This is a genomic window from Tessaracoccus massiliensis (assembly GCF_000826065.2).
Lineage (GTDB): Bacteria > Actinomycetota > Actinomycetes > Propionibacteriales > Propionibacteriaceae > Arachnia > Arachnia massiliensis_A.
The window spans coordinates 1-15,250 of the sequence record NZ_LN623540.1 but is presented as its reverse complement, the minus strand read 5'-3'; the positions used below and the strand labels follow the sequence as shown (position 1 = coordinate 15,250).

Here is a 15,250-nt window from a genome sequence, read left to right as displayed (position 1 = left end):
ACCCCGCCGCGCCAATTCACCCGCAGGTGAGGGGCCCAGAGCACTAGGGTGGCTCCCACCAGTCAGCTGTAGGCACCAGAGGAGCACCATGAAATACCGCCTCCACCCGGATCTCGCGTCCAGTGCTCTCACCGACGGCGGGCTGGAACTGCGCGATCACTCCGGCGCCACCCGCAGCTTCACCGGCGCCGAGGCCGCCATCCTGCACAGCGTGGCCGAAGGGATCAGCCCCCTCGATGCCGCCGCGGGCCGGTGGGACGCCCCCGCCGACCTGATCGCTGCCGGCATCCAGAAGCTGACCGAATCCCTCGCCGAGCGGCACCTCATCGTCGATGCAAGCAGCCAGGACGTGCCCACCGTGCAGCTGGCGCCGCCGAAGGACCGCTTCGGCGTGCTCTTCGTCTGCACCGCCAACATCTGCCGCTCCGCCTATGCCGCCGCCTATGCCCGCGGCCGCTCCGACGGCACCATCCACTTCTCCCCGGCCGGCACCCACGCCCTCGTCGGGCAGGAGATGGACCCGCCCATGGCCGCGCACCTGAAGCAGGCCGGGCTGGACACCACCCACAGGTCGCGGCAGCTGAACCGCTCCGTCGCCAGCCACGCGGATCTGATCATCACGCTCACCGGGGAGCAGCGCGATTACATCCTCGACGAATGGCCGGAGCTGGCGCGGCGCACGTTCGTGATCGGCCAGGCCACCCGCGAGCTGCAGCAGCTACCTGATGGGCTGGGCACCGATGAGGTGCCGGGGTATCTGTGGAGCCACAGGTCGCATGACCCGGCAGATTCCGTCATCGACCCCTACGGCCAGGGCGACGACGCAGCCGCCCGCACAGCGCGCGACATCGAAGAGCACGTGGACCGCATCCTCGAGGCACTATCGCGCGTTGAGGACCGCGGCACCACCACGTAGCTGGGCGGGGGCAGGCTCAGGGAGCGTTCACCAGAGGCGGCGCTTGGCGCTCTTGACCTCAGCCGATTCCGGGGTGACCGGCGTCAGGCTGGTATCCGGGCCGCGGACGACGGTGAGATCAACGTTGTCTGCGCTGACCGGGGCCTTCTCGTCGTCCTTGGCGGCCAGGTAGCCCTCGCCGTAGTAGGACTGGTAGCTGCCGCCGTAGCCGGCGCCGTAGACCGTCTCGCCCATCGCCTTGGCGCGGGCGCGGTGCATGACGGTGCCCAGCACGGTGCCGCCCACCTGCTTGACCAGCTTCACGGCCAGGTTGAGCTGCTCCTTGCGGGTCACGCCCACGCGGGTGACCAGCACCACGCCGTCGGTGGAGGCGGCCAGCAGCGGGGCGTCGGTGACGGCCAGGATGGGCGGCGCGTCGGTGATGACGAAGTAGTTCTCCGACAGCTTCTCGATGAGGGCGCGCATGCGCTTGGAGCCCACCATCTCGCTGGGGTTGGACGGCACACGGCCTGACGTGAGGACGTAGAGGTTGGGCTCGTTGGTGGGCTGTAGCGCGTCCTCCACGGCCACGTCACCCACCAGCACCTGGGACAGGCCCACGGCGTTGTCGGCGTTGAACGTCTTGTGCTGCACGGGCTTGCGCAGGTCCGCGTCGATCAGGACAACGGGCTGGCCCGAGCGGGCCATCAGCACTGAGAGCACCGAGGAGATGGTGGATTTGCCCTCGCCCGGGTTGGAGGAGCTCACCACGATGCTGCGCGGCGGGTTGTCCACGTCGACGAAGCGCAGGTTGGTGCGCAGCTGACGCAGCGCCTCGCCGGTGGTGCCCAGCGTGGCCAGGCTGATCCGGCCGCCCTCGCGCTGCTTGGCGAACTCCTTCGAATCCGGGATGACGCCCAGCACGCCGTGGCCGGTGGTGTCCTCCACGTCCTTCATGGTGCGCACCCGCACGTCGAGCTGGCGGCGCAGGAACGCGATCAGCAGGCCCAGCAGGAGGCCCAGGCCGGTGCCGACGGCGAGGATCTCACCCAGTTCGGGGAGACCGGGTCGCTGGAGAGGGCGGCCGGGCTGTACTTCGCCAGCCGGACGGCGATGTTGCCCTCGCCCGGAGCTGCGTTGGGGTCCGCGGGATCGGCCGTGGGGGTGGCGGCGGGGTCCTGCGGGGCGGCGTTGTCCACCGTGAGGCCCTCAAGCGCGACGGCCTCCTCGGCCAGAGCGGTGAGTGCGGCGTCGGCCAGGATGCGGGCGTTCTCCGCGGAGTTGCCGGTGGCGGTGACGCGGATGATGGTCTCGTTGAGGGGCTCGGCGCTGATGGCGCCACGGCCGGCCTCGGGGGCGGCCTGCACCTCGGGCTGGGCGAGGGCCCGCTCCCTGACGGCGCCGGTGCCGGCGAGGGTGATGTAGACGGAGGCGCGCTGCTTGGCGAGGGCGTGGCCGCTCATGGCGCCGCCGACGGAGGTGTTGTCGCCAGCCACGACGATGCCGGTGGCGGAGGATTCGTAGACCACGGGCCGCGAGAACGCGAACGCGGCAGACAGGAGGAGCCCGGCCAGGGTGAAGAGGATGATCCCGCGGGCGTTGTGCCTCAGGAACCGGAAAAACTCGAGGACGGTCACGTGGCGGAACCCCCAGACGTGTCTGCCGGACGGTGCACGTCACCGTCGTTTCCCGATGGGTATAGGCAGCGGGGCGCTTGCCCACGCAGTCGCTTCCTGGCACGCGTGCAAATTGTCACGAGGTTTCAGTAAGGTGAGCGTGCATAAGGGGGCGTATGTAGGTGCAGAGCAAGTTTCGTTGGGTGGTGTTGGCACTCGACGCGGCAATCGTGATTGCGGTCACGTTGGCCGCGGCGGAGTTGCGCCAGTGGATGCCGTTCCTCCCGGACGCGGAGGCGGACGTTCGTCGTCTCGTCATCCCCATCGTCCCGTGGATCATCCTGGGCTGGGTGCTCACCCTCATCCTCGGCGGCTCCTACCGCCCGCGCCATTGGGGCGCCGGCGTGGACGAGTACCGGCAGGTGATCAACGCCTCCGTCGGCTTCCTGCTGGTGCTGGCCCTAGCCGCGTTCCTGTTCAACTACCCGCTCTCACGCATCTTCGTGGCGCTGCTCTTCCTCATCGGCATTCCGGCGCTGGCTCTGGGGCGCCTCATCGCCCGGCGCGTGCTGCACGGGCTGCGACGGCGGGGCAAGAGTTGCGTCCGCACTCTGGTGGCGGGGCATCCCGAGGCCGCTTCTGATGTCATCGCCGTGCTGGGCCGCGAGCCCTGGCTGGGCTACGACGCCGTCGGCGTGCTGTCCAACCCCCTCGAGCCGCAGGAGCACGTGGACGGTGTGCCCATCGTCGGCACGTCCTCGGAGCTGCTGGAGGCGGTGAACGACAACAACATCGGCGCGGTGATCTTCACCTCCGGCTCCGTGCGGCGCGGCAACGAGTTCAACGCCTTCGCCCGCACGCTGGAGCGACACCGCACGCAGATGATCGTGGTGCCGGCCATGACAGACATCGCCGCCCAGCGCATCAGCGTGACCCCCGTGGCGGGCATCCCGCTGATGCACGTTGGCAAGCCCCAGGCAGAGCGGTCCTTGAAGCTGACCAAGAGGCTGTTCGACATCGTCGGCTCCTCGCTCATCCTGCTGCTCATCTCTCCGCTGCTGCTGATCACCGCACTGCTGGTGAAGCTCGAGGATGGCGGGAAGGTGATCTTCAAGCAGAGCCGAGTCGGCCGGGGCGGGCAGCCGTTCCAGCTGTACAAGTTCCGCTCCATGGTACCCAACGCGGAGCAGATCCGCGCCGAGCAGTTGGAGGAACACAACGAGGCCGATGGTCGCCTGTTCAAGATGAAGAAGGACCCGCGGGTGACGCGGATCGGCCGTTTCATCCGGCGCTACTCCATTGACGAGCTGCCTCAGCTGTTCAACGTGTTGAAGGGCGAGATGAGCCTCATCGGCCCTCGCCCGGCGTTGGCCAACGAGGTGGAGCAGTACAAGAAGCACGTGCGGCGTCGCCTGGACGTGCGCCCGGGCATCACTGGGCTGTGGCAGGTCTCGGGTCGCTCGGATCTGAGCTGGGACGACGCGGTGCGGCTGGATCTGTACTACGTGGACAACTGGTCGCTTGTGCAGGACATCGTCATCCTGATGAAGACGGTGCGTGCGGTGCTCAGCAGTCGCGGGGCCTACTGAGCAGTCGCTGGTTGACCCGCCATTCGCTGGTTGAGCCGACCGCCTCCGAGGAACGAGGAGCGCGGTCGTGTCGAAACCCGGTGACCTTCGCATCAAGGCCGCTCGAACGCTCAGCCGGTTTCGACACGCTGCGCCGCTCGTTCCTCGCGGGCAGCGGCTCAACCAACGACTCAGCCGGCGTCGTAGGTGAGCAGATTGCGCAGGTACTGCCCGTAGCCACCCGTCCCTGGCGGGCAGCGGCTCAACCAACGACTCAGCGGGCGTCGTAGGTGAGCAGATTGCGCAGGTACTGGCCGTAGCCACCCGTTCCTCGCGGGATGCGGCTCAACCAACGACTCAGCGGGCGTCGTAGGTGAGCAGGTTGCGCAGGTACTGGCCGTAGCCGCTCTTTTCGTAGCGCGTGGCGCGCTCGGCGAGCGCGTCGTCGGACAGGAAGCCCCGCCTCCACGCGGCCTCCTCCGGGCAGCCGACCTGTAGACCCTGACGGGCCTGGATGGTGCGCACGAAGTTGCTGGCGTCGTTGAGGGAATCGAAGGTGCCGGTATCGAGCCAGGCGGTGCCCCGTGGGAGGAGGTCGACGTGCAGCTTGCCCTGCTCCATGTAGACCCGGTTGACGTCGGTGATCTCCAGCTCACCGCGAGGTGAGGGCTTCAGGTTCGTCGCGATATCCGTGACCTGCTCGTCGTAGAAGTACAAGCCGGGCACCGCCCAGTGGGACTTCGGCTGCGACGGCTTCTCCTCGATGGACACGGCCATGCCGTTGTCGTCCACCTCGACGACGCCGTAAGCGGTGGGATCGGCCACCTGGTAGCCGAAGACGAGGGCGCCGTCGACGCTCTGCGCGCGCTCCTGCAGCCGCGAGCCGAGGCCGGGGCCGGAGAAGATGTTGTCGCCGAGGATGAGGCAGGACTTCTCGCCGTCGACGAAGTCCGCCCCGATGGTGAACGCCTGTGCCAGCCCCTTGGGCTCGGGCTGCACCGCGAAGGTGAAGTTCACACCGAATTGTTCGCCGTCGCCGAGGAGGTGGTGGAACGCCTGCGCCTCGTGCGGGGTGGTGATGATCAGCACATCCCGGATGCCGGCGAAGATGAGCGTGGCAAGCGGGTAGTAGATCATCGGCTTGTCATAGACAGGCATGAGCTGTTTGCTGGTACCGAGCGTGATGGGATGGAGACGTGATCCGGTGCCCCCGGCCAGAATGATTCCTCGCATGTCCCCAGCTTGGCAGAGACGCCGCCGTGTGTAGCGCAGTTCAGCAGAAGGCCGGGAACGAGGACGTACCCCTGTATCCCGTCTATAGCCCATTCCCAGGGCCCTGCACTGGGCAAAGCAGATCTTGCACCGGGACGACAGGCAGCAGCACGCAGAGGACAGCAGCGGGCCAGTAGCTGGTCAGTACGATCAACCAGAAGTCTGCTGATGATACGACTAGGCTGTCGGCCATGACCTCTCTACTCGTCACCGGGGGCGCGGGTTTCATCGGTTCGAACTTCGTCCACTGGGCGCTGAACAATACCGACGCCACGGTCACAGTCCTTGACGCGCTCACCTACGCCGGTAACACCGCCAACCTCGGCGGGCTACCTGAGGAACGCTTTGAGTTAGTCGCCGGTTCGGTGACCAACCCCGGCCTCGTCAATGAGCTGGTTGAGGCGCACGACGCCGTCGTGCATTTCGCGGCTGAGAGCCACAACGACAACTCCCTCGAGGGCCCGGGCGTCTTCATCGAGACCAACATCGTGGGCACCTATCACGTGCTGCAGGCCGTGCGGCAGTTCGGCAAGCGGCTGCACCACATCTCCACCGACGAGGTGTACGGGGATCTGGAGCTGGATGACCCGGCGAAGTTCACCGCTCAGACGCCGTACAACCCGTCCTCGCCGTACTCGGCATCGAAGGCCGCCAGCGACCACCTGGTGCGCGCCTGGGTACGCAGCTTCGGCGTGGAAGCCACGCTGTCCAACTGCTCGAACAACTACGGCCCGCGCCAGCACATCGAGAAGTTCATCCCCCGCCAGATCACCAACCTCATCGACGGGATCCGCCCCAAGCTCTACGGCGCCGGCGAGAACGTGCGCGACTGGATCCACGTCGACGACCACAACTCCGCGGTGTGGGGGATCCTGCAGAAGGGTCGCATCGGGGAGACCTACCTCATCGGCGCCGACGGGGAGAAGAACAACAAGGAAGTGGTGGAGCTGATCCTGCAGCTCATGGGCCGCAAACCCGACGACTACGACCACGTCACCGACCGCCCCGGCCACGACCTGCGCTACGCGATCGACTCCACCAAGCTGCGCGAGGAGCTGGGCTGGGAGCCGCAGTACACCGACTTCAGCGAGGGCCTCAAAGACACCATCACCTGGTACGAGGAAAACGAGGCCTGGTGGCGGCCGATGAAGGACACCACCGAAGCCAAGTACGCGGCGAAGGGCCAGTAGCGGGCAGCAGTACCGCGCTGGTACCATGAGCGGATGGCTATGAATCTTCGTCTCGACGACGCCGAAGCGGCGGCGCTGCGGAAGCAGGCCGCGGTTGAGGGACGCTCAATGAACGACGTCGTACGCTCAGCCCTCCACGAGTACATCTCACACCGGCGCACCCGGCTCACGTCGGCCATCGAACGCGTCCGCACAGAGGACGCCGAGTTGCTCGCCCGGCTCGCGAAGTGACCGATTACCTCAGCGTTGAGGACCTCCTCCATATCGCCGAAGGGGTCCTCGGCGCCTTCACCATTCGAGACGCCGGGCTCCTGTCGTCGGCGGCCGCCCGGCCGGCGGCGACGGTCTTCGGCAGCGACGCCTACCCAACCGTCGAGGCGAAGGCCGCCGCACTGCTCCACTCACTCGCCCGAAACCACCCATTGGTGGACGGAAACATGCGGTTGGCTTGGGCCGCAGCCCGCGTATTCTGCCTGATGAACGGTCACGACCTCACCTACGAATCCGTCGACGACGCAGAACAGCTCGTACTGGGCATCGCTGAAGGGACTTTGGACGTTCCTGACATTGCGACCTGGATACGGCGCCACCTCGCGGACTGAACAGCACCGTCGAAATCCAGGCAATCGCAGATGAACCCCGATCTTGAGGCGGGCGAGTTCCGATTCAACCGGCAGTCACCACGCTCAGTGCCCTCCGACCAGCCGCAGGCGGCTGACCCAGGGAACAGACATGCGGCTGGCTCAGGGGCCGGCCGCGATGCGCAGCGACCCGATAGGCTGAGCGCGTGACCACGCCCACCGTCTCCCCCACCGACATTCCGGGGCTGCTCGTCGTCGACCTCCCCGTCCACGGCGACTCCCGCGGCTGGTTCAAAGAAGGCTGGCAGCGCGAGAAAATGGTGGCCGCCGGGCTGCCGGATTTCGGGCCGGTGCAGAACAACCTCAGCTTCAACGCCAAGGCCGGCGTCACCCGCGGCTTCCACGCCGAACCGTGGGACAAGCTCGTCTCCGTCGCCACCGGCCGCGTGTTCGGCGCCTGGATCGACCTGCGTGACGGCGCCACCTTCGGCCGCGTCTTCACCATCGAGATCGACGCCGGGCGCGCCGTGTTCGTCCCCCGCGGCGTCGGCAACGCCTACCAGGCCCTCGAAGACGGCACCTGTTACACCTACCTCGTCAACGAACACTGGTCCGCCGAGGCGAAATCCCGCTACACCTTCACCCACCTGGGCCACCCCGCCGTCGACTGGCCCATCCCCCTGTCCGACGCCGTGCTCAGCGACGCGGACCAGAACCACCCCCAGCTCGCCGACGTCGAGCCGTTCGCCCTCCCGCGCCCACTGGTCACCGGGGCCGACGGCCAGCTCGGCCGCGCGCTGCGCCGCCTGCTACCCAACGCGGTGTTCACCGACCGGGCCGAGCTCGACATCACCGACGCCGACGCCGTGGCCGCCTACGAGTTCTCCCAGACCTCCGCCATCATCAACGCCGCCGCCTGGACCGCCGTCGACGCCGCGGAAGGCGAGGGTCGCGCCGCCTGCTGGGCCGTTAACGTCACCGGCCCAGCCAACCTCGCGGCCACGGCGCGTCGGCACCGCCTCCCCCTGATCCACATCTCCTCGGACTACGTCTTCGACGGCGAGGCCGAGCACCACGACGAGGATGAGACCTTCACTCCCCTCTCGGCCTACGGCGCCGCCAAGGCCGCCGGCGACGCCCTCGTGGCCACCTGGCCCCACCACTACATCCTGCGCACCAGCTGGGTGGTGGGCGACGGCCCTAACTTCGTGCGCACCATGGCCCGCCTGGCAGACCAGGGCGCCTCCCCGTCGGTGGTGGCCGACCAGCACGGCCGCCTCACCTTCGCCGACGACCTCGCCCGCGCCGTCCAACACGTACTCACCGGCCCTGTCCCCTACGGCACCTACAACGTCACCTCCGACGGCGACACCATGACCTGGTTCGACGTGGCCCGCGCCGTGTTCGACGCCCGCGGCGCGGAGGGGGAGGTCTCCCCCACCACCACAGCCGAGTTCTCCGCCGGCCGCGCGATGGCGCCCCGCCCCCGCCACTCCACGCTCTCCCTGGACAAGATCAAGGCCACCGGCTTCGAACCCGCCGACGGCATGGCCGCGCTGCGCCAGTACCTCGGAAGCCTGGAATGAACGCACCGTCCATCGACGTGCGCGTGCGGATCATCCACGGCGTGCTGCAACGCATCGCCGACGACGCCGGCGCCCGCCTGCTGCATATCAAGGGCCCGGCCGTCGCGGAGGCACTCCTCGACAGGCGCACGACGGTGGACAGCTCAGGCGAGAAGGTGGAGGTCACCGTGCCGCGGGGCAGCTCAGATGCCGACATCCTCGTCCACCCCGCAGACATCAAGACGTTCTTCGCCGCCGCGCAGAACCACGGCTGGGTGAAGAAGACCTCGTTCTACAGCGGCTCGGCCTTCGGGCACGCACTGAACATCTACCACCCCAAACTCGGCAACGCCGACGTGCACCGCTACTACCCCGGCCTCCCCGAGGACGCGTTCGATGACCTATGGGCCCACCACGGGGCCACGGAGCTGGGCTCGGTGGAGTGCCCGGTGCCGTCGGTGCACGCGCAGCGGCTGATCCTGCTGCTGCACGCCGCCCGCAGCGGCCCGGGGCACCCCGACGTGGACCGGGCCTGGACCCGCGCCAGCGACGACGAGCGCGCATCGGTGCGCGCCCTGGCCCGCGAGGCGGGCGCAGAACTGGGGCTCGCCGCCGCCCTCGACGAACTCGACGGCTGGGAACACCACCCGGAATACCTCCTCTGGAAGCACTACCGCGAGGCCAACCCGTCACGGCTCCACGAATGGCACGCCCGCTGGAAGGCCGCACGCGGGCTGCGGGCCAAATCCCGCGTCGCCCGCTCCTTCGTGTTCTTCGACCCCGCCTCCCTCGAATCAGACCTCGGCCACACCCCCACCTTCCGCGAGATTCTCCGGCGCAACCTCGGCCGCTTTGGCACGATGGGCCGGGAACTGGCCGCGTACGCGACGTCGCGGCTGAAGAAGGGGGGCGGCTGATGTGGCGGCGTGAGGCCTCCGTCGTCTGGGAGGACGACGGTGAACGGATCTGGGCGGTGCACCCCGCCGTCGGGGAACTGGTGTCGCTTTCGGGCAGCGCCGCCGTGGTGTGGGACTGGTTGGGGGTGCCAGTCGACGACATGGTCCCCGAACTGGCCGCCGCCTCCGGTGAGACCGAAGACGTGATCCGGCGAGACGTCGGCGCCTGCCTGGCGGAGTTGAAGGACCTGAGGTTGGTGACCTGTGACTGAGCCGCTGATCGTGTTCGTGTGTACGGCCAACATCTGCCGTTCCCCGTGGGCGGAGGCCCGTGGCCGGGAGCTGCTGCCGGGGTTCCGCGTGGCGTCGGCGGGGATCATGCCGTCGACGGCGGGTCGCCCCATGGACGACACCATGGCCGCCACACTCCCCGGCGGGTTCGAGGAGCACCGTGCGAAGTTCATCACGCGGCCCCTGGTGGCCGAGGCCGTGGCGCTGGTGACGATGGAGGATCGCCACCGGCTGTGGCTGCTCGACGAATACCCCGGCGCGATCCGTAAGACGTTCACGCTGGGCCAGTTGGCCACGACGCTGCGCGGCGCGCCTGCCGGGATGGGGCTGGAGGCGTTGCTGCAGTGGGCGTACCGGCACAGGGTCGCGGCGTCGGGTCACGACATCGCGGACCCGTACCGGCAGGGTCCCGAGCGCGCGGCGGTGACGGCGGCGGTGCTGGAAGGTTTGTTGACGGAGATCGCGGGCGTGCTCGTGCCGGCAGCGGAGGTCTGATGATTCGCGTTGGGGGGCTCGGGGTCTGGGTCGATGTCGATCTGGCCGACAATGGGTTGGACGAGGCCGAGTTCCGCCGGCTGTGGGGCAGGTGTGTTGAACGCTTAGCGCCGTTCGACCAGGCTGGCTCCTTCGTCGCAGAGCCTTGCTCAGGGACCGAGTCGCTTCCTGAGCCTGCCCGGCGAGCTTGCGAGCCAGGCAGGTCGAAGGAGCCTCAGCCTCTGCTGCTCGCTCAAGGCACTTCCTTCGAGTCAGCGACCCAGCAGATCACCCGAGCCCTCATCGAGCAGCAGTGGGGCACGTTATTGATGCTGCACGCCGGCGCGGTGGCGGACCCGGCGTCGGGGCGGGCGCTGGCTTATGTCGCCCCGGGCGGAACGGGGAAGTCGACCCTCACCCGCCTGCTCGCGCAGACGTTGGGCTACGTGACGGACGAGACCGTGGGAGTTGTGCCCGCGACGCTCGAGGTGCTGCCGTACCCCAAGCCGCTGACCTGGGCGGATGAGAAGGGCAAGCCGAAGCGGGAGCACGCACCGGAGGACGTCGGGCTGGGCGCGACCCCCGAGAGGGTCAAGCTCGCCCGGCTGGCCGTGCTGCGTCGTCGCGACGGGGCGGAGGCCACGTTCACGCCGCTTGGTCTCCTGGATGCGGTAGAGATGGTGGTGCCAGAGACGTCGTCGCTGTCGAAGCTGAACCTCCCGCTGGAGGTGTTCGCTGACGTCTACGAGCAGGTCGGCGGCGTGACGCTGATCGAGTACGGCGAGGCTGAGGACGTCGTCGAGTGGTGCGTTCAGTCGCTGGTTGATTCAGGTGCTGGATCGGCTGCGGCGGCTCCTTCGATACGTTCGTTCGTCCCTCACGAAAACTCAGGACAGCGCCTTCGCCGTCCGCTGGCTCGCAATCCCGCAGGCGAACGCTCAGGGAACGAAACACTCAGTGAGCGCGCCGAGGTGCTCGTAGCCGGTGAGGAGAGCGCCGTCCTCGTCGGCGACGAACTGCTGCGGCTCGGCCCCATCGCCACCGCGATCATCGAGTTGCTGCCCTGCTCCGTCGAGGAACTCGCCGCCGCCCTGGAGGAACGCTTCGGCGCGCCGGCAGACGGCAACCTCATCCCCGCCGTCGAGGAACAGCTGCGGACCCTGGCCGAACACGGCGTCGTCGAACGAGGGAACTGACCGTCCAACCGGGTGGATGTCCACTCGACGGCACCATCCACCCTTTTTTCGAGGTGGACCTCCCATCGAGTGGACATCCACCCCGCGCGATAGGGTCACACCATGCGCAGAATGAGTGTGGAGGATCTGGCTCAAGGCATCGTCGACGGGAACCGCGGGCACATCGCCCGTGCGATCACGCTGGTGGAATCGTTGAAGCCCGCACACCGTGAGCAGGCGCACGAGCTGCTCGCGAAAATCGCCCCGCTCACCGGAAAAGCGTTCCGCGTGGGCATCTCCGGCGTGCCGGGGGCGGGCAAATCCACCTTCGTCGACGCGATGGGCGTCAAGCTCATCGACGAGCGGCAGCACAAGGTGGCCGTGCTGGCCGTCGACCCGTCGTCATCGCGCACCGGCGGCTCCATCCTGGGCGACCGCACCCGCATGGCCGACCTCGCCCAACGCGAGGACGCCTTCATCCGCCCCTCCCCCTCCGCCGGACACCTGGGCGGCGTCGCCCGCGCCACCCGCGAATCGATGCTCGTCCTCGAGGCCGCCGGCTACGACGTCGTGCTCGTGGAGACGGTGGGCGTGGGGCAGTCCGAAGTCGCCGTCCACGGCATGGTGGACACGTTCCTCATGCTGCAGGTGGCCCGCACCGGAGACCAGCTGCAGGGCATCAAGCGCGGCATCCTGGAGTTGGCGGACGTCATCGCCATCACCAAGGCCGACGGCGACAACGAGGGCGAGGCCCGCGTCGCCGCCCGTGACCTCAGCATCGCGATGAAGCTCATCACCTCGGACAATGAGAAGCGCCGCGCGCCCGTGCTGACCTGCTCGTCGTACACCGGCGCCGGCCTCGACGACGTGTGGAACGCCGTGACCAAGCACCGCGCCGAGTTGGAGGAGGAGGGCTCTCTTCAGCAGCGCCGCCTCACCCAGCAGCGCGACTGGTTGTGGAACATGGTGCGCGACGAGCTGATGGAGTCGCTGCGCACCTCGCCCGAGGTGCGGGTGGTCTCTGAGGACGTGGAGTCGCGGATCGCGGCGGAGTCGCTGAGCGCGCTCGAGGGTTCGCAGGAGATCCTGCGGGCGTTCGCGGACAACATCGGCACGTTCCCCTGGGGTCGCGACGCCGATTGAGTCGGGCCCTTCGTCGTCGCGGGCTCGTGCCTCGCCGGCGACGCTCAGGGAGCAACGGCGACGGCGTCACAGAGCCAATCCATACCTACGGGTAGACTGCCCGGGTACCGTTGCGTCCGAACGACCGCAGGAAGGAGGCGCATGGGAGTCTTCGACAAGGCTGAAAAGCGGATCGAATCCGCCGTCGGCAAGGTATTTGCACGTGCCTTCAAGGGCTACGTCCATCCCGTCGAGATCGTCGCCGGTATCCAGCGGGAACTCGACGCGGAAGCCAAGTTGCTCTCCCGCGACAAGCGCCTGGTGCCCAACGCGTTCACCGTCGGCCTCTCACAGAACGATTACGACAGGCTCGCCCCCTACTCCAAGACCCTCAACGGGGAGATCCTCCCCGCGCTCCGCGACCACGCTGCGGACCGCCACTACGTCTTCAACGGTCCCATCTCCATCGACTACGAACTCGACACCTCCCTCCCGACGGGGCAGTTCACCGTCGTCTCGGAGGCCGTGGCGCCGGAGACCCGCAGCGAATCCCCACGACCTGGCCGCATCGTGCTCGAGGTCAACGGCGTGCGGCACCCGCTGGTCGCGCCGGGCATCCTGATCGGCCGCGGCTCGGAGGCGGACCTCCGCCTCAACGACCCCGGCGTCTCCCGCCGCCACGCCCTCATCAGCGTGACCGGGGACCCGGACCATCCCGTGATCACCATCGAGGATCTCGGTTCCACCAACGGCGTGCACGTCAACGGCAGCCGCATCAGCAAAACGAGGATTGGAGAGGGCGCCCGAATCGAGATCGGTAGCACCAGAATGTTGGTGCATACGCCTTCGGAGACCTGAGTGTCAGATCTAGTCATCGCGGCGATCAAGATCGTCTTCCTCGGCCTGCTCTGGCTCTTCATCCTGTTCGTCGCCAACGTGGTGCGCACCGACATGTTCGGCCGGCGCGTGCCCGCGTCGTCGCTGAGCGCCATCCCCGCAGACCGCGGCCGCGGCAAGGGCCGATCCAAACTACCCACCCGCTTCGCGATCACCGCGGGGCCGCAGCAGGGCGTCGCCGTGCCCGTCGAACCCACGATCAACCTGGGCCGGGCCGCAGATTCCACGCTCCTGCTCGACGACGACTACGCCTCCGCCCGCCACGCCCAACTGGTGCAGAAGGACGCCACCACCTGGGTGATCTCGGATCTACAGTCCACCAACGGCACCTACGTCAACGGCAAGCTCGTCACCGAGCCGGTCAAGGTCACCGTGGGAGACGTGGTGCGCATCGGCAAGACCCTCATGAGGCTGGAGATCTGACCTTGACGTTCAGCCTCGCCTTCACCGCGCACTCGGAAGTGGGCCGCATCCGGAAGAACAACCAGGATGCGGGCTACGCCTCGCCCACGATGCTGCTCGTGGCAGACGGCATGGGTGGCGCGGCCGCGGGCGACCTCGCTTCCGCCGTCGCCGCCACGGAGGCCGCCCGCTCAGACAACTCCGCGGACATCCGCAATTCCGACGGCGAGGAGATGCTCGAGCGGATCGCCGGCATGATCGCCCGCTCCAACACGAAGCTCTCAGACCTCATCGAAGACAACCTCGAACTCGACGGCATGGGCACCACCTTCTGCGGCGCCCTGTTCAACGGCACGCAGTTCGCGCTGGCCCACATCGGCGACTCCCGCGGCTACCGCCTGCGCGACGGCGAACTCACCCAGCTCACGCACGACCACTCCTGGGTGCAGTCACTCATTGACGAGGGCAAGATCACCCCCGAACAGGCAGCCACGCATCCGCACCGTTCGCTCATCCTGAAGGTCCTCAACGGGCAGGTGCACTTTGAGCCGGATTTCGATGTGTTCGACGCGGAACTCGGCGATCGCCTGATGTTCTGCTCCGACGGTCTGAGCGGTCTCATCGACGACGACCTCATCCTCGAACTCCTCACCGAGAAGGATCGCGACAAGGCCGTCGAACAACTCGCCCAAGCCGCCAACGAGAACGGCGGGCACGACAACATCACCATCGTCATCGGCGACGTTGTCGAGCAGAGTGCCGCCCTCGACGACGCCGAATCGAGCCTGGTGGGTTCCGCCGTCGAGGTGGACATTCCCCGCGCCGCGGCCGCGCCCGCGTCGGAGGGCACCGGCTACCCCACCCCGCCGTCGGATTCCGACGTGGTGGTGGAGCACAGCGCAGACGAGGCCGCCCGCTACGCCCCCACGGAGGGTAAAAGACGCTGGCCGGGGGTGATCGCCACCGTGCTGGCCATCGTGCTGGTGATGGGCGGCGGCTGGTGGGCCACCTCCGCGTACGTGTCCTCGCGCTACTTCGTCTCCGCCGATGACGGGCAGGTGGCCGTGTTCAACGGCGTACCCGGCAACGTCTTGGGCTTCCAGCTCAACGACCTGGTGGAGCGCACCGACATCCCCGTCGACGACCTGCCCCGCTTCTACCGCGGCGAGGTGGAGAGCGCCATCAACGTGGGCAGCTTGGATGCCGCCGAGAGCACCGTCGGCTCGCTGCGCGACATGGCCCAACTGTGCGTCACCATCCGCACGGAGCGCCGCGAGGCCCGCGCGACCCCTGCCCCCACCACCTC

General features: G+C 68.0%; 17 protein-coding genes. 14 read left to right on the top strand and 3 right to left on the bottom strand.

From position 1 onward, the window contains the following. Positions 1 to 88 precede the first annotated feature (88 nt). Complete coding sequence (locus BN1186_RS02935) at positions 89 to 916, top strand: arsenate-mycothiol transferase ArsC (RefSeq protein WP_052459710.1); 828 nt, start codon at positions 89 to 91, stop codon at positions 914 to 916. A gap of 27 nt (positions 917 to 943) precedes the next feature. Here BN1186_RS02935 and BN1186_RS02930 read toward each other — a convergent pair whose 3' ends face one another. Further along, entirely contained in the window at positions 944 to 1,852 is a 909-nt protein-coding gene (locus BN1186_RS02930) for a CpsD/CapB family tyrosine-protein kinase (RefSeq protein WP_147625361.1), read from the bottom strand. Between the two features lie 41 nt (positions 1,853 to 1,893). Then, on the bottom strand, positions 1,894 to 2,532 hold the full coding sequence (locus tag BN1186_RS02925) for a YveK family protein (protein ID WP_052459708.1): 639 nt from the start codon (positions 2,530 to 2,532) through the stop codon (positions 1,894 to 1,896). 161 nt (positions 2,533 to 2,693) lie between these two features. Between BN1186_RS02925 and BN1186_RS02920 the strand changes: the two genes are divergently transcribed. After that, a complete protein-coding gene (locus BN1186_RS02920) occupies positions 2,694 to 4,100 on the top strand; it encodes a sugar transferase (protein WP_052459707.1) in 1,407 nt (468 codons plus the stop codon). 336 nt (positions 4,101 to 4,436) lie between these two features. Here BN1186_RS02920 and rfbA read toward each other — a convergent pair whose 3' ends face one another. Continuing rightward, positions 4,437 to 5,312, bottom strand: a complete 876-nt coding sequence (gene rfbA / locus BN1186_RS02915) for a glucose-1-phosphate thymidylyltransferase RfbA (RefSeq protein WP_040282454.1) — start codon at positions 5,310 to 5,312, stop codon at positions 4,437 to 4,439. A 230-nt stretch (positions 5,313 to 5,542) separates the two neighbouring features. Here rfbA and rfbB point away from each other — a divergent pair, with 230 nt between their 5' ends. The 12 genes from rfbB to BN1186_RS02855 all read left to right on the top strand — a co-directional run. Continuing rightward, a complete protein-coding gene (gene rfbB / locus BN1186_RS02910; RefSeq protein ID WP_040282452.1) occupies positions 5,543 to 6,541 on the top strand; it encodes a dTDP-glucose 4,6-dehydratase in 999 nt (332 codons plus the stop codon). 33 nt (positions 6,542 to 6,574) lie between these two features. Further along, positions 6,575 to 6,772, top strand: a complete 198-nt coding sequence (locus BN1186_RS02905; RefSeq protein ID WP_040282450.1) for a FitA-like ribbon-helix-helix domain-containing protein — start codon at positions 6,575 to 6,577, stop codon at positions 6,770 to 6,772. Continuing rightward, positions 6,769 to 7,143: a type II toxin-antitoxin system death-on-curing family toxin gene (locus BN1186_RS02900; protein WP_040282449.1), complete on the top strand. Its 375-nt coding sequence runs from the start codon at positions 6,769 to 6,771 to the stop codon at positions 7,141 to 7,143. Before BN1186_RS02905 ends, BN1186_RS02900 begins: the two co-directional genes overlap by 4 nt. A 185-nt stretch (positions 7,144 to 7,328) precedes the next feature. After that, entirely contained in the window at positions 7,329 to 8,708 is a 1,380-nt protein-coding gene (locus BN1186_RS02895; RefSeq protein ID WP_040282442.1) for a sugar nucleotide-binding protein, read from the top strand. Then, complete coding sequence (locus tag BN1186_RS02890) at positions 8,705 to 9,604, top strand: hypothetical protein (protein WP_052459706.1); 900 nt, start codon at positions 8,705 to 8,707, stop codon at positions 9,602 to 9,604. The genes BN1186_RS02895 and BN1186_RS02890 overlap by 4 nt, the downstream gene beginning before the upstream one ends. Beyond that, positions 9,604 to 9,855: a PqqD family protein gene (locus tag BN1186_RS02885; protein WP_040282435.1), complete on the top strand. Its 252-nt coding sequence runs from the start codon at positions 9,604 to 9,606 to the stop codon at positions 9,853 to 9,855. The genes BN1186_RS02890 and BN1186_RS02885 overlap by 1 nt, the downstream gene beginning before the upstream one ends. After that, complete coding sequence (locus BN1186_RS02880) at positions 9,848 to 10,369, top strand: arsenate reductase/protein-tyrosine-phosphatase family protein (RefSeq protein WP_052459705.1); 522 nt, start codon at positions 9,848 to 9,850, stop codon at positions 10,367 to 10,369. The genes BN1186_RS02885 and BN1186_RS02880 overlap by 8 nt, the downstream gene beginning before the upstream one ends. Positions 10,370 to 10,677: 308 nt before the next feature. Beyond that, a complete protein-coding gene (locus tag BN1186_RS02875; protein ID WP_052459704.1) occupies positions 10,678 to 11,544 on the top strand; it encodes a PqqD family protein in 867 nt (288 codons plus the stop codon). Between the two features lie 102 nt (positions 11,545 to 11,646). Beyond that, complete coding sequence (meaB, locus tag BN1186_RS02870; RefSeq protein ID WP_040282433.1) at positions 11,647 to 12,666, top strand: methylmalonyl Co-A mutase-associated GTPase MeaB; 1,020 nt, start codon at positions 11,647 to 11,649, stop codon at positions 12,664 to 12,666. 141 nt (positions 12,667 to 12,807) lie between these two features. Continuing rightward, positions 12,808 to 13,503: an FHA domain-containing protein gene (locus BN1186_RS02865; RefSeq protein WP_040282431.1), complete on the top strand. Its 696-nt coding sequence runs from the start codon at positions 12,808 to 12,810 to the stop codon at positions 13,501 to 13,503. Continuing rightward, positions 13,504 to 13,965, top strand: a complete 462-nt coding sequence (locus BN1186_RS02860; RefSeq protein WP_040282429.1) for an FHA domain-containing protein FhaB/FipA — start codon at positions 13,504 to 13,506, stop codon at positions 13,963 to 13,965. It begins immediately after the preceding gene. Positions 13,966 to 13,967: 2 nt separating this feature from the next. Beyond that, a partial coding sequence (locus BN1186_RS02855) for a PP2C family protein-serine/threonine phosphatase (RefSeq protein ID WP_052459703.1) occupies positions 13,968 to 15,250 on the top strand: 1,283 nt, incomplete at its 3' end.